At 60.7% G+C, this 20,398-nt stretch carries 18 protein-coding genes; 3 read left to right on the forward strand and 15 right to left on the reverse strand.

Annotation, left to right across the window (positions count from 1 at the left end):
* Positions 1 to 23: 23 nt before the first annotated feature.
* Positions 24 to 815: an anti-sigma factor gene (locus AC3EA7_RS14365; RefSeq protein WP_488614750.1), complete on the forward strand. Its 792-nt coding sequence runs from the start codon at positions 24 to 26 to the stop codon at positions 813 to 815.
* A 23-nt stretch (positions 816 to 838) separates the two neighbouring features.
* Positions 839 to 1,417, forward strand: coding sequence for a VTT domain-containing protein (locus tag AC3EA7_RS14370; protein ID WP_488614751.1), 579 nt, complete (start codon positions 839 to 841; stop codon positions 1,415 to 1,417).
* 4 nt (positions 1,418 to 1,421) lie between these two features.
* Here the strand turns inward: AC3EA7_RS14370 and AC3EA7_RS14375 are convergent, their stop codons facing one another.
* The 3 genes from AC3EA7_RS14375 to AC3EA7_RS14385 form a co-directional block, all read right to left on the reverse strand.
* Positions 1,422 to 1,823: a response regulator gene (locus tag AC3EA7_RS14375; protein ID WP_488614752.1), complete on the reverse strand. Its 402-nt coding sequence runs from the start codon at positions 1,821 to 1,823 to the stop codon at positions 1,422 to 1,424.
* Positions 1,824 to 1,996: 173 nt separating this feature from the next.
* Positions 1,997 to 3,262 (reverse strand): Glu/Leu/Phe/Val family dehydrogenase, encoded by a 1,266-nt coding sequence (locus tag AC3EA7_RS14380; RefSeq protein WP_488614753.1) that lies wholly within the window; start codon positions 3,260 to 3,262, stop codon positions 1,997 to 1,999.
* A 49-nt stretch (positions 3,263 to 3,311) separates the two neighbouring features.
* Complete coding sequence (locus tag AC3EA7_RS14385) at positions 3,312 to 3,959, reverse strand: GNAT family N-acetyltransferase (protein ID WP_488614754.1); 648 nt, start codon at positions 3,957 to 3,959, stop codon at positions 3,312 to 3,314.
* 377 nt (positions 3,960 to 4,336) lie between these two features.
* Here AC3EA7_RS14385 and AC3EA7_RS14390 point away from each other — a divergent pair, with 377 nt between their 5' ends.
* Positions 4,337 to 5,878, forward strand: coding sequence for a glycosyltransferase family 4 protein (locus tag AC3EA7_RS14390; RefSeq protein WP_488614755.1), 1,542 nt, complete (start codon positions 4,337 to 4,339; stop codon positions 5,876 to 5,878).
* A 236-nt stretch (positions 5,879 to 6,114) separates the two neighbouring features.
* On the opposite strand, the gene AC3EA7_RS14395 is transcribed toward AC3EA7_RS14390, so the two are convergent.
* From AC3EA7_RS14395 to AC3EA7_RS14450, 12 genes are all read right to left on the reverse strand, one after another.
* Entirely contained in the window at positions 6,115 to 6,396 is a 282-nt protein-coding gene (locus AC3EA7_RS14395) for a YkoF family thiamine/hydroxymethylpyrimidine-binding protein (protein ID WP_488614756.1), read from the reverse strand.
* 6 nt (positions 6,397 to 6,402) lie between these two features.
* Positions 6,403 to 7,068, reverse strand: coding sequence for a class I SAM-dependent methyltransferase (locus tag AC3EA7_RS14400; RefSeq protein WP_488614757.1), 666 nt, complete (start codon positions 7,066 to 7,068; stop codon positions 6,403 to 6,405).
* Between the two features lie 74 nt (positions 7,069 to 7,142).
* Positions 7,143 to 7,649, reverse strand: a complete 507-nt coding sequence (ruvC, locus tag AC3EA7_RS14405) for a crossover junction endodeoxyribonuclease RuvC (protein WP_488614758.1) — start codon at positions 7,647 to 7,649, stop codon at positions 7,143 to 7,145.
* A gap of 3 nt (positions 7,650 to 7,652) precedes the next feature.
* Positions 7,653 to 8,420, reverse strand: coding sequence for a YebC/PmpR family DNA-binding transcriptional regulator (locus tag AC3EA7_RS14410; protein WP_488614759.1), 768 nt, complete (start codon positions 8,418 to 8,420; stop codon positions 7,653 to 7,655).
* A 124-nt stretch (positions 8,421 to 8,544) separates the two neighbouring features.
* Positions 8,545 to 10,470, reverse strand: coding sequence for an ATP-dependent zinc metalloprotease FtsH (gene ftsH, locus AC3EA7_RS14415; RefSeq protein ID WP_488614760.1), 1,926 nt, complete (start codon positions 10,468 to 10,470; stop codon positions 8,545 to 8,547).
* Between the two features lie 192 nt (positions 10,471 to 10,662).
* Complete coding sequence (locus AC3EA7_RS14420; RefSeq protein WP_488614761.1) at positions 10,663 to 11,430, reverse strand: aminoglycoside phosphotransferase family protein; 768 nt, start codon at positions 11,428 to 11,430, stop codon at positions 10,663 to 10,665.
* Positions 11,431 to 11,565: 135 nt separating this feature from the next.
* Positions 11,566 to 13,356 (reverse strand): aldehyde ferredoxin oxidoreductase family protein, encoded by a 1,791-nt coding sequence (locus AC3EA7_RS14425; protein WP_488614762.1) that lies wholly within the window; start codon positions 13,354 to 13,356, stop codon positions 11,566 to 11,568.
* A 53-nt stretch (positions 13,357 to 13,409) separates the two neighbouring features.
* Positions 13,410 to 14,060 (reverse strand): tRNA (adenosine(37)-N6)-threonylcarbamoyltransferase complex dimerization subunit type 1 TsaB, encoded by a 651-nt coding sequence (tsaB, locus tag AC3EA7_RS14430; protein ID WP_488614763.1) that lies wholly within the window; start codon positions 14,058 to 14,060, stop codon positions 13,410 to 13,412.
* A gap of 4 nt (positions 14,061 to 14,064) precedes the next feature.
* Entirely contained in the window at positions 14,065 to 14,580 is a 516-nt protein-coding gene (gene tsaE / locus AC3EA7_RS14435; RefSeq protein WP_488614764.1) for a tRNA (adenosine(37)-N6)-threonylcarbamoyltransferase complex ATPase subunit type 1 TsaE, read from the reverse strand.
* A gap of 449 nt (positions 14,581 to 15,029) precedes the next feature.
* On the reverse strand, positions 15,030 to 16,661 hold the full coding sequence (gene pgi / locus AC3EA7_RS14440; protein WP_488614765.1) for a glucose-6-phosphate isomerase: 1,632 nt from the start codon (positions 16,659 to 16,661) through the stop codon (positions 15,030 to 15,032).
* 3 nt (positions 16,662 to 16,664) lie between these two features.
* Positions 16,665 to 17,660 carry a 2-hydroxyacid dehydrogenase gene (locus AC3EA7_RS14445; RefSeq protein WP_488614766.1) on the reverse strand — a complete coding sequence of 332 codons (996 nt, stop codon included), beginning with the start codon at positions 17,658 to 17,660 and terminating at the stop codon, positions 16,665 to 16,667.
* Between the two features lie 239 nt (positions 17,661 to 17,899).
* The gene (locus tag AC3EA7_RS14450; protein WP_488614767.1) at positions 17,900 to 20,371 is read right to left on the reverse strand and encodes a glycogen/starch/alpha-glucan phosphorylase; all 2,472 of its coding nucleotides are present in this window, start codon (positions 20,369 to 20,371) and stop codon (positions 17,900 to 17,902) included.
* Positions 20,372 to 20,398 lie beyond the last annotated feature (27 nt).

Here is a 20,398-nt window from a genome sequence, read left to right on the forward strand (position 1 = left end):
ATCTTCGCCGGCGAACCAGGATTATGACGACGCAGCCACAATTGAACGAGCACGACCTGGAACTGCTTTCCGCCTATCTCGACGGGCAGTTGAGCGCCGATGAGCGGCGTACCGTCGAGCGCAGGCTCGATGAGGAAGCAGAACTGCGCCAGGCATACGAAGAGTTGCGCGCAACCGTCCAGGCGCTGCGCGACCTTGAGCCGCTGCGCCCGCCGCGCTCGTTTACGCTCGATCCGGCGCAGGTTGCGGCGCACCGACCGCCTGCCGTGCGTCTTGGATGGAGGCGGTGGCTGCAAGTGGTCGGTGTCTTTGCCGGTGTGTTGATTGCGGCAATTGGCGTGCTCAACGTGCTTGGATCAATGGGCGCGGGCGCGCCGCAAATGGCAGCGCAACCTACTGCTCCTGCGGCTGAGCCGATGCTTGCGGCTGTGCCTACTGAACCGCCGACGATCGCCGCAGAAGCGCGCGAGAGCGCTCAATATCCAACAGGAACCGCTACGCTGCAGCGTGGCGACACGGCGGCAGCGCCATCGACGCTCGATAATGGTTCCGAACCGGGGGCGCCACAAGCGCTGGCAACGGTTATTATCACACCAGAAGTGGCGACGCTTCCAGAAGTCCTCCCACAACCGACAATCGCACCACCCGCGATCTCATCGCCGGGCACGGTGGACCTGGCGCAACCCACGCCCATCGCCGATTCATCGACGCCTGGCGGCGTTCCCGATCTGACGCTTTTACTGGTTGTGGTTGTGATCGTGGCACTGGCAGGCGGCGGCGTTCTGCTCTGGAAACGAGGCAGGGGTCAGGGTTAAGCGTGCGTTATTAGAGGTTATAGGTGTCAGAAGCAGGACGCCAGGCATCCCACGAACACGAGACTGCAATCACTCCCCGCTGGCGCGCCTGGCTGCGTCCGGCGCTGGTTGCCGCCATCGCCATCGTGTTGAACATCATCGCTTACCTCATGATCCCGCCGGATCTTGCCTCTCGTTTGGGAGCATTAGGGTATCTTGGCATCTTTTTGATCACCTTGATCTCCAACGCGACGATCGTTGTGCCCATCCCTTACTTTGGCCTGGTTGCAGCGCTTTCTCCTGGCTTGAGCATGGTTGGGGTGGGACTGGCAGGCGCGCTGGGATCGGTGATTGGCGAGTCGGTTAGTTTTTTCGTGGGGCGATCGGGGCGCGGCGTGGTTGAACAGACACGGTTCTACCGCTGGGTCCAGCGCCAGCTTGAACATCCCTGGCGCGCATTCGTGGTATTATTCGCACTCTCGGCGCCGCCAAACCCCGCATTCGACGTGGCGGGGATCACCGCAGGGGCGATGGGGCTGCCGTACTGGATTTTCCTCGGCGCCGTCTTCCTGGCGCGGCTCGTGCGCTTCGGCGCTATTGCCCTCTTTGGCGGAGCGACATAGAGCATCAGGCGCCAATGACCCGTTCTCGCGGATGCATGAGCACCGCAACACAGCGATTGAACGCGATCAGATCGAACGGTTTCTCAATGATCGGCACACCGGCATTCGCCAGCATTTCGTAGATACTGCGCGGCGGCAGCACGCCGCACACCAGCAACACCGGGATATGCGCCGTTTGGCTCGACGTGCGCAGTTCATCCACCCACACATACCCTGCGGCATTGTGAAAAGACCAGTCGAAAATAATCAGGTTTGGTTCCAGTTGGGGCAGGAGACGGTGCGCATCATAGATATGGTGAGCAACTGTCACGTGATATCCCTCTATGGTCAGCACCGTCTCGAAGAGTCGTCCCAGGTCGTGATCATCTTCGATCACCAGGATACGTCCGCGACACAAATCCTGCATTGCACCCCTCCTGCGCGTCCATCTCCATTTATCACAACCATAATGGCGCCCAACGCTTTCAGGACGAGAAGTGACGGCGTGAGGCAGAGAGCGAAAACAGCGGATGCGTTGGGCGCTACGTAGAGAAACCGTTAGAATTGTGCGGGAGGATACGCACCGTTCGGAGGAGAAGACTACGGATACAGTCCCCGTATCAGATTGGCATCCGCAACGCGACGCACTGCCACGAGGTACGCCGCCAGACGCAGGGAGATGCCGCGTTGCTCTGCAAGGTCGCACACCTGCTCAAAGGCGCTGACCATAATCTGCTCCAGGCGATGATTGACATCCTGTTCATTCCAGAAGAATGATTGCAACCCCTGAACCCACTCGAAGTAACTGACCGTCACACCGCCGGCATTCGCCAGAATATCGGGGATCACCATAATCCCGCGCTCCTCGAGGATTTCGTCCGCCTGGGGCGTCGTTGGTCCGTTTGCGCCTTCGACGATGAGCGTGGCACGGATGCGTTCCGCATTCTGGTCGGTAATCTGATTTTCCAGCGCTGCCGGTATCAGCACATCACACGGCGTCTCAAGCAGCGTTGCGTGGTCGATGCGCTCCACGCCGGGCGCGCTGTACCCTTCCAGCAACCGGCGCGGATGCCGCGCCGCATACCGGCGCATCTCCGCAATATCGAGACCATCACGGCACACATACCCGCCACTGGCATCCCCAACCGCGATCACTTTGCACCCCAGGGCTGAGATGAGCGCTGCCGCCACACCGCCGACATTCCCAAACCCCTGCACCACCACGCGCAAATCTTCCAGCCGCCACCCCCGTCGCCGCGCCCATTCGCGCACCATCAGACTGACACCGCGCCCGGTCGCCTCGTTTCGCCCGAGCGACCCGCCAACCTCGACAGGCTTACCGGTGACCACTGCATTGATCGTATGACCCTGCTGCATGGACAGAGTATCCATGAACCATGCCATGGTTTGGGGGTTGGTATTGACGTCGGGGGCAGGAATATCGCGCTCGCTACCGACCACAATTGCGACTTCGGTTGCAAAACGGCGTGTCAGACGTTCGAGTTCGCTGGAAGAAAGATGCGCGGGATCACAAACAACCCCTCCTTTCGCGCCGCCATATGGAATATTGACCAGAGCGCACTTCCAGGTCATCCACATCGCCAGTGCGCGCACCTCATCGATATCGACGCTCGGATGGTAGCGAATCCCGCCTTTGGTCGGTCCACGTCCGAGATTATGTTGCACACGATACCCGGTAAAGATGCGAGTAGCGCCATCGTCCATCATCACCGGGAAACGGACGGTCAACTCACGCTGGGGGACGCGCAGCACTTCGCGCACATTGTCGGGCAGATCGAGCAACGCCGCTGCTCGATCAAATTGCTCCTGGGCAATCCGAAACGGATTGTCGCGATCAGACCTCATTGTCTGCTCCTCTCGCATTCAGGGATTGCGAAATCAAAACGAAGGCGCCCTATCCAAGTTCCTTCCGCATATAGATCCAGGTGCGCTGACGAAGAATAACACCGACGAGCCACGAACGACGCGTCCGATGGTCAACGAACCCTACGCTGGCATAGAGACGGCGAGCAGGGGTGTTCGACGCGCTCACGTACAATCCCAGGAAACGCTTCCCTCGTTGCCGGGCCGCCTGTTCGACATGATCGAGCAGCGCGCGGGCAATACCGTTGCGTCGATAACGCGCAAGCACGGCCACATCGGTAATATACCCTTCGCTGCGCTCGATGGTGTGCTCGAGCAGCGACAGTGCAAAAATCGAGCGAACCGCGCCCCACACCCCAAGCACCTGGTGAAACGCGAGTTCGGCAGCGCCGCTGGCATCGCTGGTTGTATCCCAGGTGCGCAGTGAGATGGTGCCGACCACCAGACCATTGGAGTCGGCAACGAACATGCCGCGCAAGGCGCTGCGCCCCTGACGACGCCATGCTTCAGCCATCGCCTCGATGCCGCGCGCTGTGCCGTTGACGCCGAAAGCGGCGCCGAACTTGTCGGCAAAGGCTTCACAGTGCAACCGCAAAATGGGATAGATGTCGTCCATGTGCGCTGCGCGGATCTGCAGCGGGATGGGAGTGGGCGTCGCAACGCGCGAGATCGTCAGCATACCATTCAACACGAACACTCGAGACGGCACATCGTGCGATGCTGCGGAGAAATGCCATTGGACAACGCACACGCAGCAGTGCCTCATTGTACCCTTGCCGGGAATGGTCGTCAACTTTCATACAGCGGGTCAAAGCGGTGTCACCGATCACTGATGTGATATAATGAATCAGGTATGATACGCCAACACCGCTGCACACTTAGAGGCTATCCGAAAACACGCAGCATGGAAGTGAATTCGGGTAGGCGAAGGCAATGCCTTCGCCTACCCGGTGGGCATTTCTGGCCAGGCGCTTAAAGCATCGATGCACGCACTGCTGCGACGCCCTGACCTGCGGCGCCGAGAGAAGCATCTTCCTGAAAGATCAGATCAGCGTCATGCGGATTGCAATCGACGCCCGTTTGAATGCTTATCGCACCGGCGGCATTCCTCAGTACACGCGCCAGTTGATGGCGGCGCTATCTGTGTGCGCCCCCAACGATGAGATTATCAGCCTCCAACACCGGGACCATTTGCGTCCGCTGGTTGTGGCGCCCAACGTGTTGCGTCATCCGCTCTACACGCCGCCCCATCATTGCTTCGAGCGCTGGACGCTGCCGCTGGAACTGTTGCTGGTGCGCCCCCATGTGCTTCATCTTCCTGATTTCATTGCCCCCCGGCATCGTTGCTGCCCGACTGTCGTGACCGTTCATGATCTGGCATTCCTGCGCTACCCCGATATTCTCGATCGCGCCGCCACTGCGTACTATCGCCAGGTTGGCGAGAGTGTGTCGCGTGCCGATGCAGTGGTTGCCGTCTCCGAGACAACCCGTGAGGACATCGCCCAATTCCTCGATCTTCCGCCTGAGCGGATCGACGTCATCTACGAAGCCGCTGTGCCAATCTACACATCGATCTCCCTCCGCCCCGACGAGACGCGTGTGCTTGCCGGAACACCGGTGGTGGCGAAATCGTTCATGCTCTTCGTCAGCACGCTCGAACCGCGCAAGAACCTGCCGTCGCTGCTGCGCGCACTGCGGGTCTGCCTCGACCGACGCCCTGATCGCGCGTATCGCCTTGTCGTTGCGGGTGCGCGCGGCTGGCGCGATGAGGATATTTTCGCAACCGTGCGCGATCTGCACCTCGAAGAACACGTTCTCTTCGCCGGGCGCATCGGGCACTATGATTTACGCTGGCTGTACAATGCGTGCCGCTTCTACGTCAATCCCTCGCTCTACGAAGGATTTGGCCTGCCGCTCCTGGAAGCAATGGCATGCGGCGCTGCGTGTCTGGCGTCCTCGAGCGCCAGTTTGCCCGAAATTGGCGGTGACGCGGTTGAATATGTTCCGCCGCTCGACATCTGCGCCTGGGCGGATAGCATTGAGACGCTGTGGGATGATGAGGAACGCCGCGAAACCATGGGGCGGCTTGCCCGCGCGCGGGCAGAGCAGTTCTCGTGGCAGCGCGCCGCCCGCGAGACGCTGGCAGTCTATCGACGAGTGGCGACAGGTGTGCCGCGCCCTTCACCGGCGCCTACCGGTCTCTCCGCGGATTCGCCTCCGCCTGACCGCCTTGTGATGTGTACACACTGCGGTCAGCACCTGGCGCCGGTGTCGGTTGAGGGAACGGTTGTCATTAAAGCGTCTGAAGAACGTCAGATTGCTCCCCGCGCATGGGTATGCCCCCGCTGCGGACACATCGAATTGCTGGCGGTTCCCGCAGAGGCCGCTTCACGAGAGGCGCCAACGCCGGTTGCAAGCGCGATGTCTTCTCCGATGGAGACGCAAGCCGTAGACGCGCTCCAGTCATCACCCGATGTTGCCATTGATGAGACGCGCGCGACTGAGGAAATGCAGGCAGCGGAAAACGCGCCCGCACCTTTGCCGGACGCCGGAACCGATCAGGCAACCACGCCGCCTGTTTCTCTGCCACATTCGTAGCGAAACCTGGGAGCGCAGGCGTCCCGCCAACCTGGGAGCGCAGGCATCCCGCCTGCATCAGGGTTCGAGGACAAGCTGTGCACATCCCCAGAGAAGAGTGAACCTGTTGAAGGTGCGCTGGGCAGGCGAAGGCAATGCCTTCGCCCGCCCGACACACTGCTTCGCCCACCCGACGAACTTTTCTGGATAGGCGCGAAGAATCGATGCAAGGACAGATGTTCTGTCTTTCCGCTTCATTATTGATGCTGGGACGGCGGCCACGGACAGGCATTGGACACAGTGACGACCATCACCGTTTCGCCGTTGGCGGCAGCCGCAGCGAACGCTGCGCGCAGCGCCTCCCATACCGTCTCCTCATTGCCGGCGATCAGGGTGCTCATCGGTCCTGGATGCACGTCCAGCCCCCGGTCGCGCCAGATCGCCAGCGCGGCGTTGATTGCCGGGCTAAGATGTTCCTGACGCAGGGGATACAGACTCACCTGCGCCGTCAGCCCCAGGGGGTAATCGTCATGGCTCATCGTTCCTCACCCCTTCGACTTCGACAGAAGCACACGCATACCAATAAAGGCACCGGCAGGCAGGCGAGAGACGTGTTGGCAGGCAGGACCTGGTAACAGTGTGGTACGCCAGGTGATAGCGGCGACCGGATGCAGCGCCTTTCGCACCAACCGCACCAGTTCAGGCGGGGAGTAGAAGTGGGCGACCTGCCAGACGGGCAAGCCGCTGTGTTTCCGTTGCCAAGCCAGCGGATGCCAGCGGTTGAGCACTCCCAGGATGACACCCAGCCGCGCCACCCGCGCCGCCTCGTGCAACGCACGCTCAGGATATGGCAAAAATTCCAGTGTTGTGATCAACAGCGCGGCATCGAAGGCATTATCGGCAAACGGCAACTCAGCCGCATCCGCACGCACCAGCGGCACACTGCCGCGCCGAAACGCCTCGCCGAGCATCGGCGCTGATCGATCCACACCGATGACGCGATACCCCTGCGATGCCAGCCAGCGCGCAAAATGCCCGGTTCCAACCCCGATCTCCAGCACCGTCTGTACTGGCGGCAGACCGGACAGCAACCACGTGAGCAGGCGGCGCTCCGCCTCATCCGCAGCGCGCCCTTCCGTCTCATACCAGGCTTCATACCCGGATGCCAGTTCAGGATCGTCAAACGGATTGAACACAGGAGCACGAGCCATAATCAACGGCTTCCTGATACGGGGTTTGACAGATGTGCGGAGTCGTATGCAAAAAGGATGAGTGTGGAAGAGACTTAACGCCCCTCCTCGATCCGCCGGATCATCGGCGCAGCATAGGTATGGCAGATCGCCACTGCCACGGCGTCGGCGGCATCATCGGGGCGCGGGATGGCGGGCAGGCGAAGCGTCAGGCGAACCATCTCCTGCACCTGGCGCTTGTCGGCGCCGCCGTACCCTGCCAGCGCCTGTTTGACCTGCAATGGCTTGTATTCGTAGACAGGGATGCCTGCCTGGGCGAACGCCAGCAACGCAATGCCGCGCGCCTGCCCCACAGTCAGCGCCGTGTTGACATTCTTGCCAAAGAATAGTTCTTCGATTGCGGCGGCGGCGGGGCGGTAGCGCTCGATCAGAGCGCGCAGATCGTTGTACAGTTGAAGCAACCGCAACGCCTGCGACGCACCTGCGGGAGTCGTCAGCACGCCACACTCGACCAGATGCAGTATCCCACCGATCTCTTCGACGACGCCCCATCCCATCCGTGCAGTGCCAGGATCGATGCCGATTGTGCGCGTAGCGGTCACGCATCACCCACTCACAAACTGCTCAGCCAGTTCGCTGGTGATCTCGAGGTTGCTATACACCTTCTGCACATCGTCGAGGTCTTCGAGTTTCTCGATCAGTTTCATCGCCTTGAGCGCATCGGCGGTATCGGGCTGCACCGTTGTTCTGGCGATCATCGTCTTCTCGGCGCCGGTCACCGGCAGACCGGCGGCGATCAGTTGCTGGCGCACTGCTGCGAGTTGCTTGAAATCGGTATACACCTCGACGATATCATCTTCGATCTGAACATCCTCCGCCCCTGCGTCGATGGCAATCAGCATCACTTCGTCCGGGTCGAGCGGCTTGACTAAAAGATCGATGGTGATCAATCCCCTGGTGTCAAACATCCAGCTCACTGAACCCGGTTCGCCGGGGCTACCGCCATTCTTTGTCATCGTCGCGCGAACATCGGAAGCCGTGCGATTGCGATTATCGGTCGTGGCTTCGATCAGCAACGCGACGCCGCCAGGGGCGTACCCTTCATAGTAAATCTCTTCGAGCGCTGCAGCATCGCCGCCGCCTTTCCCCAGCCCCCGATCAATCGCGCGCTGAATGTTGTCCAGCGGCATATTGGCGGCGCGCGCCTTATCAACGGCAAGGCGCAAGCGAAAATTTGCTTCAGGGTCGCCGCTTCCCCCTTCGCGCGTCGCAATCGTAATATCGCGCGCCAGTTTGGTGAAGAGTTGCCCGCGCCGTTGATCGAGCACCCCCTTCGTCCGCCGGATCGAGTGCCATTTCGAGTGACCAGACATAGCAAGATTCTCCGGGACTGCCACGTATCAAAACCAACCTCGCATCGTTCTGGCATTATAGCACACGACAAACGGAACGGGGGAGGCGTTGCCTCCCCCGTTCCAGACCATCGCGCCGTCGTTGCTACGCCTGTGGCGACGACGGCATATTCAGCGTCGATGACGTATCCAGCACGCCGTTGCCGCCGCCTGGACGGCTTTCGATCTGGTCAATCTTCACGACGCGGCTGATCAGTTCTTTCAAGCGTTCGCCATCGAGTGTTTCGTACTCGATCAGAGCGCTTGCCATATCGTTCAGCACCTCGCGATTGTACGTCAGGATCAAGCGTGTCCGCTCATACGCTTCCGACACGATGCGATGCACCTCATTATCGATCTCGCGCGCCACAGCGTCACTGTAGTTGCGCTGCTCGGTAATCTCGCGCCCGAGGAAGATCAACTCCTCGCGCTCGCCGAAGGCGATAGGACCGAGTTTGGAACTCATGCCATAGCGGGTCACCATTGCACGCGCAATGCGTGTCACCTGCTGAATATCACCTGCCGCACCAGTCGAAACCTCATCGGGACCGAAGACGATCTCCTCCGCCACGCGACCGCCAAGCGCCGACACCAGTTGTGCCGCAAACTGCGACGCCGTGGTGTAGCGGATGCTATCCTCTTCGGGGAGGTAGAGCGTATACCCGCCGGCGCGTCCACGCGGCACAATTGTCACCTTCTGAACCGGGAAGGCTTTCGGCATACCCGCCGCAGCGATTGCGTGACCAGACTCGTGGTACGCCGTCAGCAGTTTTTCCCGTTCGGTCAGCACACGGCTGCGACGCTCAGGACCGCCGAGTGCAACGCGCTCGATCGCGTCCTGCAACTCTGCCATGCCAATCTTCTTCTTCGAACGGCGCGCTGCCAGGATCGCCGCCTCATTCACTGCGTTCGCCAGATCGGCGCCTGAGAAGCCAGGCGTCTGTTTCGCAATGACATCAAGCTGCACGTCATCCGAAAGCGGCTTACCCTTGGTATGCACCCTGAGCACCTCAATGCGCCCTTTCACATCCGGCGCATCGAGCACCACCTGGCGGTCGAAACGGCCAGGGCGCACCAGCGCCGGATCGAGCACGTCCGGCCGGTTGGTGGCGGCAATGACGATAACGTTTGTATTGGTATCGAAACCGTCCATCTCGACCAGGATCTGGTTGAGCGTCTGCTCGCGCTCATCGTGCGAGCCGCCAAGCCCGGCGCCGCGCTGCCGGCCAACTGCGTCGATCTCATCGATGAATACGATGCAGGGCGCATTCCGCTTCGCCTGGTCGAACAGGTCGCGCACGCGGCTGGCGCCGACGCCGACGAACATCTCGACGAATTCCGAACCAGAGATCGAGAAGAACGGCACACCTGCCTCTCCGGCGACCGCGCGCGACAGCAGCGTCTTACCGGTGCCGGGAGGACCAACCATCAGCACGCCGCGCGGAATGCGTGCGCCGAGTGCGGCAAACTTGTCGGGAAACTTGAGAAACTCAACAACCTCGGTCAAATCCTGCTTGGCTTCTTCCTGCCCGGCAACATCGGCGAATGTCACCGTCGGCTTATCGCCGGAGAACATACGCGCCCGGCTCTTGCCGAACGACAACGCCTGATTGTTTGACCCCTGCGCCTGGCGCATAAAGAAGACAAAAAAGCCGATCATCAGCAACACCGGCAACAGGAACGTGAAGACGTTCAACAACCCGCCCCAGGCAGGCGCCGCCCGCACTTCGACATTCACCGCGTCGAGCGGCACGCCAGCCTGCACCAGCAGCATGGTGACGCTATCGTTCGACTCGATGCGTGACCGCACTTTCGTCCTGGTGTCGCGGTATGTCACCAGAATCTCGGTGTTGCCCGATTGCGCCTCGATCTTCTCAACCTTGCCATCTTTGGCATCTGCGAGCACCTGGTAGATGCCCCGTTCTTCCGCCTGACCCTGCGCATTGTTGAAGTAATTGAAGAACAGCGCCAATGCAGCAACCAGAATGATGAGGTAGACGAAACTATTCTTCAGCCAGCGATTGTCACCCATAATCGTTCACGTTCTAGGAGCGCTGCTCCTGATTGATCTTGCGCGGCACAACAGCGGATACGGACAGATGACGATTGTCCTCTTCAACCGCTCGTACCAATATTATAGCAGACGCCTTCCGGCGCGACAATGTGGCAAGATCACAATTTTCGGTCATGTTTCGCGCGTTTCAGTGCGATCTGTATCGCTATGTCATGACGGATCGTGCAGCGATATGGATGTCTGCGGCGTCGGCGCCTGATCGCTCGCGGTCTTATCGATTCCGCAACGCAGCCATGCGATCGCTGCCAGGTCGCGCAGCAGCAGGATCCGACGCACTGCGAAATAGATCAGGCGGTAGAGGCGACTTCGTCGCACCGAGTCATAATCGATCAACACGATGCGCATATCCGGGTCGCGCAGCAGCAACAGATTGTGCGACCGCAGCACGGTACGCTCGACAAGAAAACTCCAGAGACGTTGCGGTAGACGACTAATCGCTTTCATTTGCTCACGCTCATCGTTGCTGCGAGCGGATTGCCCATACAGATCGGGCATGCTGCCGGTTGTGTGATAGAAGGCATGCGCTCGACGCAGGATTTCGCCGATCTGAAGGGCGACGATCGCGCGCTGTTCCGGCGTCAGCGTATGATAGTCGAGCGCATCGAGCGGTCGGGCATCGGGGAGGAAGGGCTGGATCGTCAACGGATAGATGTGCCCATCACTACCGCGCGCCAGGATGAAATGGTTCGGAATCGTGTGGCGCTCTCCCAGACATGACGTGTAGCGGTCGGCGACCTCGCGCATCCACCGCGCCCATTGCAGCGCCTGGCTCAGACTCCCCCCCAGGTCGTACTTGAGTTTGACAACGTAGCGACGGTCATCGGTCCAGTACACCTCAGTTTCATTGCCCCCTGCCAGCCGTTCCAGGACGTGGTCGTGGTCGAGCGGCGCAAAGACATCATCGACATGGAGCGTCATATTGTGGTTCTCCGGCGCACTGAAGCATAACAGGCGAAGGCGACGCCTTCGCCTGTTCATCGAGATTTTCCAGCAGGCTCTTCGCCAGTGAGACGCTGGAACCCGCGAGCAGGTTGCACCATGCAGGAAGATAGATCAGGCAGGGAGCGCAATCCCAAGTTCCGCCAGACGAGCTTCCGAAGGTCGTCCCTGTTCGTCCCATCCGTGGCGGCGATAATACTCCGCTAGCATCTCTTCGAGGAGCGGCAATTTCCCCGCTGCCGGTCCATCTTCGAGCGGTTCTTCCATCCAGCGATGGGGCAGCGCATCGCGTCCGGCGCCGTACTGCACCGCCAGCCGGCGCTCCAGCGTGACGATCCGTTCGCCAATCTTCGCCACATCAACGCTGGTAAACGATCGTCCCAGCGTCGCTGCCAGCAGTTCGTTCAGGTCAGCAGGAGCGATCTGATACGCCAGCAGCGCCAGACGGCGACACAACCCTGCGGCGTCGATCGCCGCTGCGAACCGTTCGTGCCAGATCAGGCGCGGGACGACGCCCTGGATCGAGTGGGGATTGCTGGGGTCGGTGGGAAGCCAGACAGGCGGCTCGACAAGGAATGGCTCATAGATCATCGCGTAGCGGTAGTCGCCGCCAATCGGCGCGGTGGCGTCGGCAAGGGCGATTTCGGGCAAAGCGCGCGGATCGAGCGCCGGGAACGCGAGTTGCCGCACCTGTGGCGCAAATGCACTGCTTCCGAAGTAGACTTCCTGCATCTCGCCAACCCCCAGCGACAGAATGTCCCGTTTTTCCTGGCGCTGCCCCAGGCGGCGAATCGCGCCGACCACCGATTCGAGATCGCCCCATGCCAGATTGCCAGCATTGATCAACCCGCGCTCACGGCACTCCATGACGAACGCCAGCGCTGCGCTGGTTTCCGACACATCGAGACCCAGGCGCAGGCAGAGATCATTCACCAGAATGATCGCATCAGGGGTTGCCAGCCCGCACCGCCAGCCAAAGCCAGCAAGCGCCTCAAGGTCGGGATAGGCGACCGGTTCGCCATTTTTGCGGATATACACACTATGGCAGGCAAGCGGGCATCCTTCGCAACCGCGTGGTTCCCGCCGACCGCGCTGCGCCAGCGCTGTTCGACTGATCGCGCTGGCATGCGACACGGCATGGGATTGCCCATTGCGCGCGCTCAAGGCGCCCAGTTCTTCGGCGCGCTGCGCGTAGTACAGGCTGCCATACTGGCGAAAACCGGCGGCGACATCACTGGCGGCGATGCGACGGGCAATGCTCGCCAGCGCCTGATCGAGTCGTTGCCGGTCGGCAACCGGACAGGGCTGCACGCCACGCACGGCAATCGCTTTTACACGTTTGCGCGCCATGATTGCGCCGGTGCCCGCCGGTTCGACAGCAAACGCGCCTTCGGCAACAATAGCGCTATACGAAACCCCCGCTTCTCCCGCCGGTCCGATACAGAGCACCGCATACTCATCGCCAAGTTCCTGGCGCAGCACCTGGTTCGTCGCCTGCGTGTCGAGGCCAAGGAGGTGCGTCGCCGGTCGAATATCCACCTGCGATCCATTGATCTGAATCCAACACCACTCAGAGCTTTGCCCTTCGAGGACGAGCAGATCATGACCGGCGCGACGGAGGTGGGATCCCCATCGCCCCGACGCCCATCCGTGCGAAATGGAATTGGTAATCGGCGAACGCGTTGTGACGGTAAACCCGCTGAACGTCACACCCGCGAGCGGACCGGCGCTAAAGATCAGGAGATTGGCAGGCGCGAGCGGACCGGTGGTCGGCGGCACACGGTGTGCGAGAAGCCAGACGGCAGCGCCACGCCCGCCGAGGAAACGTTGTTCAACCTCAGCAGGGAGATGCTCTGTCATCACGCGCTGATCGGTCAGTGCAATCTGGAGTGTTTGCAGCGGCATGACGTGTTCCTCCGTCTGCGCATCAGGGTTGGATGTCTCGTGTCGGGCATTGCTCAGCCGGCGGTTCTGACCGGCTGCCCCAGATAGATCGGTTCGAGCGTGGCGACGCTGTCACGTTCTCCTGCGACCAGCCGCATCCACGCCAGTTCTGCCAGGTATGCAGGGCGACGCGCATTCGCCGCCGGCGACGGAAAGCGGGCGTGGTCGTGCAGCAGGCGGCGCAGCGTCGCCTGGATTTCGGCATCGATATCGCCGCAGAAGAGCGCCGGTTCGTTGATCATTGCCGCAAGATCGGCGAGCGTCACGTTCTGCGGTTCCGGTGCATCATCGGCAAGCGCGGCCACTCTGCCGCGCCCCAGATTGATGATCGGGACGACGCGCAAATGAGCAACACGGTGCTGGTACGCCAGCGCCTGAAGCGTGCCAATACCGATCAGCGGCAGGTCGCGCGCTAGCGCAAACCCTTTGGCGACGCTCATCCCGACCCGCAATCCGCTCCAACTCCCTGGTCCCAATGCTACAGCGACCGCCCGAATATCGCTGCGCGCACCGCGAATGTGGCGCAGCAACAGGTCAATCTGCGGCAGGAGTTGCGCGGTATGATCGCGCCCGGCACGCCAGACGCACTCGCCGATCACGCCGCGCTCCCCGTCGTAGCAGGCAATGCCGGCATTAGCCGTTGATGTGTCGATCGCAAGCAGCATACAATCAGGTGAACGCTGTCTTCTTCAGCGTATCGACCAACTCCTCATAATGCCGACCATGCGGCGTGAAGCGCACCACCCGCTTGGTTTCGCTCAGGTGACCGAGATGCACATCGAGCCGTTCGTCCGGCAACAATGCTTCGGCGCGTTCCGCCCACTCGATCAGGCAAACACCATCACCGTCGAGCGCTTCTTCCAGCCCGACGCCATACACTTCCGCCAGCCGCTCAATGCGGTACAGATCGGCATGGTAAATCGGCATCCCGCCATGCCGTGCACCGGCGCGATACTGATTGATCAGCACGAAACTCGGGCTGTTGACCACATCGGTCGAGCCGAGACCAAGGACAATGCCCTTGATCAGATGCGTCTTTCCCGCGCCAAGGTCGCCACGAAGCGCCACGACGTCGCCGCGCTGCAACAATTCGCCAAGGCGCTGACCGATGCGCATCGTCTGCGCGACGCTATGCGAAACAAAATCAAGGACATACGGCGAATGGACAACGCTTCGTACGCTCATAGATGTCATTGTAGCACATGGAACGGTCGTCCTTACAACGACCGCCATGCCTCAGGGTACAGGCATGGTTTGTCAGGAAACGACGCTCCGGTCGCCAGCGATTGAAATCGCCCCTGACGGACCTGCAGCCGACCGTCCGCCTACGCGGACGGGAACGATGGCGTCCACGCAGGTGGACGCCAGGCGGAACGCCCGCCCGGCGCGACTTATGGACTTTGATTAGATATTCCGCTATCCGCCTACCTGCCTGGCGACTGAAGTCGCGGGCTCCTGCTGCAAAGCCCGCCTTCGCGGGCTAGATTTGGCGATACCGGATTAATTTCTCAAAAACCATTTCAGTCGCCAGCCAAGGCGCAGGCAGGGATGCGCTTTCTTGCCGCCTGACAATTCATGCCTGGACCCCATGCCTCAACAGGCAGAGAAGAACCGCGCTTTGACCTGACACCTTACTACAACGCGCGCCTGCGTAATGCGCGATAGCGCCGGATGAGCGCATTCGTCGAACTGTCGTGCGCCAGTGATGGCGCATCAGCGCTCATCAACTCAGGCGCGATGCGCCCCGCCAAAACCTTGCCCAGCTCGACGCCCCACTGGTCGAAGGGGTTGATGTCCCAGATGACGCCCTGCGTAAAGATGCTGTGCTCGTAGAGGGCGACGAGCGCACCGAGGATCGCCGGCGTCAACCGTTCCGCCAGAATCGTATTTGACGGACGGTTGCCGGGGAATGTTCGATGCGGCGCCAGCCACTCCGGCACGCCCTCCGCCAGCGCCTCTTCGGTGGTTTTGCCAAACGCCAGCGCCTCTGCCTGCGCGAACATATTTGCCATCAGCAGATCGTGGTGGTTGCCAAGCGGGTTGAGGGTCTCCGCAAAACCAATGAAATCACACAACACCAGCCGCGTCCCCTGGTGGATCAACTGGTAGAACGAGTGCTGACCATTCGTGCCCGGCTCACCCCAGTAGATCGGTCCGGTCTGATACGTCACCGGCGCACCCGACAGCGTCACCGATTTGCCGTTGCTCTCCATCGTCAGTTGTTGCAGGTATGCCGGGAAACGCTTGAGGTAATTGTCGTAGGGAAGAATAGCAACTGTCTCAACGCCGAAAAAGTTCGCATACCAGACGGTCAGTAACCCGTGGATCACCGGCAGATTACGCTCGAAGGGCGCGGTGCGGAAGTGCTCGTCCATCGCGTGAAAACCGGCGAGCATCTCGCGGAAACGGTCGGGACCGAGCGCAATCATAGTCGAAAGACCGATCGCCGAGGTCATCGAGTAGCGTCCGCCGACCCAATCCCAGAAACCGAACATATTCGTCGTGTCGATGCCGAACGTCGCCACCTCGTCGGCATTGGTCGAGACGGCGATGAAATGGCGCGCAACCGCCGTCTCATCGCCGAGCGCCGCCAGCAGCCAGGCGCGCGCAGTGCGCGCGTTGGTCATGGTTTCGAGGGTCGTGAAGGTCTTCGACGCCACAAGGAACAGCGTCTCCGCCGGATCGAGGTCGCGGGTCGCCTCGGCAAAATCGCTGCCGTCGATATTCGATACAAAGCGCAACGTCAGATTGCGGTCGCTGTAGTGACAGAGCGCCTCATACGCCATCACCGGTCCCAGGTCGGAACCGCCAATGCCAATGTTGACGATATTGCGAATTGGCTTGCCGGTGAACCCGATCCAGGCGCCGCTGCGCACCTGTTCGGCGAATGTCGCCATACGGTCGAGCACGGCGTGCACATCAGGAACCACATTCACGCCATCGACCAGGATCACCGCATCGCGCGGCGCGCGCAAGGCAACGTGGAGAACGGCGCGGTTCTCGGTGACGTTGATCCGCTCGCCGCGAAACATGGCATCGATGCGGGCGCGCAACCCGCGCGCTTCCGCCAGTGCGATCAGCAAACGCAGCGTTTCGTCGGTCACCCGGTTTTTCGAGTAGTCGAAGAACAGACCGGCGGCTTCGGCGTTCAGACGCTCGCCACGACCGGGATCGTCGGCAAACAACCGACGCAAGTGAACATCACGAATCGCCTGATAATGCGCTTCCAACGCGCGCCAGGCAGGGAGTTGCGTCAGAACCGTCATCGCTCACCTCCTCGGTCGCAGGATGTTCTCATTCTCGCGCCCTTCCTCGAAGTCGGTGATGTTGCGGATGGTTGTTTCCGCAATTGTGGTCATTGCCTCACGGGTAAAGAACGCCTGATGCCCGGTGACGAGCACATTTGGAAAGGTCATCAGGCGCGCCAGGGTATCATCGGTGATCACCTTGTCGGAAAGATCGTGGAAGAATACCCCCTCTTCCTCTTCGTACACATCGAGACCAACTCCTGCGATGCGGCTGGCGCGCAACGCTTCGATCAGCGCATCGGTGTCGATAAGACCGCCACGGCTGGTGTTGATCAAAAAGGCGTCGGGCTTCATCAGCGCCAGCGTCTCACGGTTGATGATATGATACGTCTCCGGCAACAGTGGCACATGCAGGCTTACGATATCCGACACGCGCAGCAGTTCTTCGAGCGAAGCATAGCGCATCCCCAGCGCCAGGCAGTCGGGATTCTGCGTCACATCGTAGCCAACCAGCGAGCAGCCAAAGCCGTGCATAATGCGGGCAAAGACCGCGCCGATCTTGCCGGTGCCAACCACCCCGACCGTCGAGCCGTAGATGTCGCGCCCCAGCAGGCCCGCGAGGCGGAAGTTGAACTCACGGGTACGGTTGTAGGCGCGATGGATGCGCCGGTTGAGCGTTTGCAACAGACCGACGGCAAACTCCGCGACAGAGTAGGGCGAATAGTAACCGACGCGCATGGCAGTGATGCCATACTGCTCCGCAGCGACAAGATCGATATTGTTGTAGCCGGTGGAACGCTGTGCGATCAGGCGCGTGCCCCCCGCCGCCAGGCGCTCGATCACCTCCGCCGTCGCCTGGTCGTTCACGAAGCAGCAGATCGCCGGAAACCCGTGCGCCAGCATCGCCGTCTGCGGGTCAAGCTGCGCGGCGGTATACGTCAGGCGATGCCGCCCCTGATTGGCGGCGTCGAGAAAGGTCCGGTCGTAGGAGTGGGAGTCGTATACGAGTACGTCCATATATGCATTATCCTTTCAGATAGATTGGTCAGGTGGAGAACCGAGAATCGAGAACTGAGAACCGAGAACTGGTCAGGGCTTTGGGAGTAGGGAGCAGGGAGTAGGGAGTGGGGACTCGCTTTCCACCTTTTACCTTCTCACCTTCCATCCTCCCACGTTCAACGCGAAACACCTTCAACCTTCAACCTTCCCGCCTGAAACCCCTCTTGCCTCTCACCTCTCACCTCACGCCTCATCATCTATCCCGGCAACCGAACGCGCACCGGATGAACCTTCCAGATCTCCGTGCAATACTCGCGGATCGTGCGATCCGATGAGAAGTAGCCGCAACGCGCCGTATTCAGGACCGACATACGTGTCCAGCGTTCCTGATCGCGGTAGGCGACATCAGCCGCTTCCTGTGCGGCGCAGTAGGACTCATAATCCGCCAGGAGCATGAACGGATCGTGGTTGATCAGGTCATCGACGAGCGGGCGCAGCATCTCGCGGTCGCCACGCGAGAAGCATCCCCCAGCAATCATATCGATCACACCACGCAGCGCCGGTGAGCGATCATAGATCTCGCGCGGACGATAACCGCCGTTGCGCAGCGCAAACACTTCTTCCACCGTCAGACCGAAGAGGAAGAAGTTCTCTTCACCGACGCGCTCGCGAATTTCAATGTTGGCGCCATCGAGCGTCCCGATCGTAACAGCGCCGTTCAGGGCGAACTTCATGTTGCCCGTGCCCGACGCCTCCTTGCCGGCCAGTGAGATCTGCTCCGACAGATCGGCTGCCGGGTAGATGCGCTCTGCCAGCGACACGTTGAAGTTGGGCAGGAACGCAACCTGCAGCCGTCCGCAGACGACCGGATCGGCGTTGACCACCTCAGCGACGCCATTGATCAGGCGGATGATCAGTTTTGCCTTCCAGTAACCCGGCGCCGCCTTCGCTCCAAAAATGAAGGTGCGCGGCAGGATGTCGAGCGACGGGTTTTCGAGGATACGCCGATAGAGCGTGATAATGTGCAGCGCCTTGAGCAGTTGCCGTTTGTACTCGTGCAGACGCTTGACCATCACATCGAAGAGTGATGTCGGATCGACAGCCAGCCCCAGGCTCTGCTGAATATCAGCGGCGAGCGCCTGTTTGTTGCGCTGCTTCACCTCGCGCCAGGCAGCGCGGAACGCCGGATCGTCCGCCAGCGGTTCGAGGCGCCGCAACTGATCGAGGTCGGTCAGCCACGTATCGCCGATATGCGCTGAAATCAGGTCGGCAAGGCGCGGGTTCGACAGTTTCAGAAAGCGGCGCGGCGTCACGCCGTTGGTTTTGTTCGAGAACTTATGGGGCCAGTATTCGGCGAAGTCGCGCAGAGTATGTTCCCGCAGCAGGCGGCTATGCAGCGCAGCGACGCCGTTGATCGCATACGCGCCAATGCACGCCAGATGCGCCATGCGCATGCGACGCTCCGGGTGTTCGCGAATGATCGACATCCGCGCCAGCCGTTCCACATCGCCGTGATAACGTTGCGCCACTTCTGCAAGAAAGCGCGCGTTGATCTCGTAGATAATCTCCAGGTGACGCGGCAGCAGACGCTCGAACAGTTCGACGGGCCACTCTTCGAGCGCCTCTGGCAACAGCGTATGGACGGTGTACCCAAAGCAGCGCGATGTAATCCCCCACGCCTGTTCCCACGTCAGCCCTTCGTGGTCGAGCAGCAATCGCATTAACTCAGCAATCGCAATTGCAGGATGCGTATCGTTCAGTTGAATGACGACGCGTTCCGGCAACCGTTCCCAATCGCTCTCCTGCGAACGGAAGGTGCGCAGAATGTCGCTGAGCGAGCAAGCGACGAAAAAGTACTGCTGCTCCAACCGCAACTGACGTCCCTGCGGCGTCGTGTCGTCCGGGTAGAGCACGCGCGTGATATTTTCGGAGAGCACGCGATCCTGAATAGCGCGTATGTAGTCGCCTGCGTTGAACAGGCGCAGATCGAACGACTCAACTGCCTGCGCGCTCCAGAGGCGCAGGGTGTTCACATTATCGGTGCCATAGCCGGGGACCATCACGTTGTACGGAACGCCGAAGACCGTGCGCGCCGGCTTCCAGCGCACGCGGTAATGACCGCGCTCATCCGTCCACGGCTCGGTATACCCGCCGAACCCAACCTCCACCCGCATATCATGGTGCGGAAATTCCCACGGATAGGTGCGTGCCAGCCAGTGATCCGGCTGCTCGACCTGCCATCCATCCACGAATGTCTGGCGAAAGATGCCATATTCGTAGCGAATGCCATACCCGACGGCAGGATAATCGAGCGACGCCAGCGAGTCGAGGAAACACGCCGCCAGCCGTCCCAGACCGCCATTGCCCAGTCCGGGTTCAGGTTCGAGTTCACACAATTCTTCCAGGTTCAACCCTGACTGTGCGAGCGCTTCGCGCGCAATCTCCGTCAGGTCTTCGTTCAGCAGGTTGTTCCCCAACTGGCGTCCCAGCAGATATTCCGCCGAGAGGTAGTACACTGTGCGCGCGCGCGAATGTTCACAGACGCGCATAGTTTCCAGCCAGCGGTGGATCATCCGGTCGCGCACCGTGTACGCCAGCGCCATATAGAAATCGGCCGGCGCGGCGGAACCGGTGTCTTTCCCCAAAATGTAGTACAGGTTATCGAGGAATGCGCGCTTGAACGCCTCGACCGTCATACCGGTGCGGGTGGGGATGTACTGTGTGGTCATCTCCCTCTCCTCCTCGTATGAAATTCT

It is taken from the genome of Roseiflexus sp. (assembly GCF_057785375.1).

What these genes read in the sequence shown, in the direction of transcription:
- AC3EA7_RS14365 (WP_488614750.1), top strand. Translation starts at nt 24, where the DNA reads ATGACGACGCAGCCACAATTGAACGAGCACGACCTGGAACTGCTTTCC.
- AC3EA7_RS14380 (WP_488614753.1), bottom strand. Translation starts at nt 3,262, where the DNA reads ATGAGGTCTGATCGCGACAATCCGTTTCGGATTGCCCAGGAGCAATTT.
- AC3EA7_RS14425 (WP_488614762.1), bottom strand. Translation starts at nt 13,356, where the DNA reads ATGCCGCTGCAAACACTCCAGATTGCACTGACCGATCAGCGCGTGATG.
- AC3EA7_RS14445 (WP_488614766.1), bottom strand. Translation starts at nt 17,660, where the DNA reads ATGGACGTACTCGTATACGACTCCCACTCCTACGACCGGACCTTTCTC.
- tsaE (WP_488614764.1), bottom strand. Translation starts at nt 14,580, where the DNA reads ATGAGCGTACGAAGCGTTGTCCATTCGCCGTATGTCCTTGATTTTGTT.
- AC3EA7_RS14395 (WP_488614756.1), bottom strand. Translation starts at nt 6,396, where the DNA reads ATGAGCCATGACGATTACCCCCTGGGGCTGACGGCGCAGGTGAGTCTG.
- AC3EA7_RS14375 (WP_488614752.1), bottom strand. Translation starts at nt 1,823, where the DNA reads ATGCAGGATTTGTGTCGCGGACGTATCCTGGTGATCGAAGATGATCAC.
- tsaB (WP_488614763.1), bottom strand. Translation starts at nt 14,060, where the DNA reads ATGCTGCTTGCGATCGACACATCAACGGCTAATGCCGGCATTGCCTGC.
- AC3EA7_RS14420 (WP_488614761.1), bottom strand. Translation starts at nt 11,430, where the DNA reads ATGACGCTCCATGTCGATGATGTCTTTGCGCCGCTCGACCACGACCAC.
- AC3EA7_RS14450 (WP_488614767.1), bottom strand. Translation starts at nt 20,371, where the DNA reads ATGACCACACAGTACATCCCCACCCGCACCGGTATGACGGTCGAGGCG.
- ftsH (WP_488614760.1), bottom strand. Translation starts at nt 10,470, where the DNA reads ATGGGTGACAATCGCTGGCTGAAGAATAGTTTCGTCTACCTCATCATT.
- pgi (WP_488614765.1), bottom strand. Translation starts at nt 16,661, where the DNA reads ATGACGGTTCTGACGCAACTCCCTGCCTGGCGCGCGTTGGAAGCGCAT.
- AC3EA7_RS14400 (WP_488614757.1), bottom strand. Translation starts at nt 7,068, where the DNA reads ATGGCTCGTGCTCCTGTGTTCAATCCGTTTGACGATCCTGAACTGGCA.
- AC3EA7_RS14385 (WP_488614754.1), bottom strand. Translation starts at nt 3,959, where the DNA reads ATGCTGACGATCTCGCGCGTTGCGACGCCCACTCCCATCCCGCTGCAG.
- AC3EA7_RS14390 (WP_488614755.1), top strand. Translation starts at nt 4,337, where the DNA reads ATGCGGATTGCAATCGACGCCCGTTTGAATGCTTATCGCACCGGCGGC.
- AC3EA7_RS14410 (WP_488614759.1), bottom strand. Translation starts at nt 8,420, where the DNA reads ATGTCTGGTCACTCGAAATGGCACTCGATCCGGCGGACGAAGGGGGTG.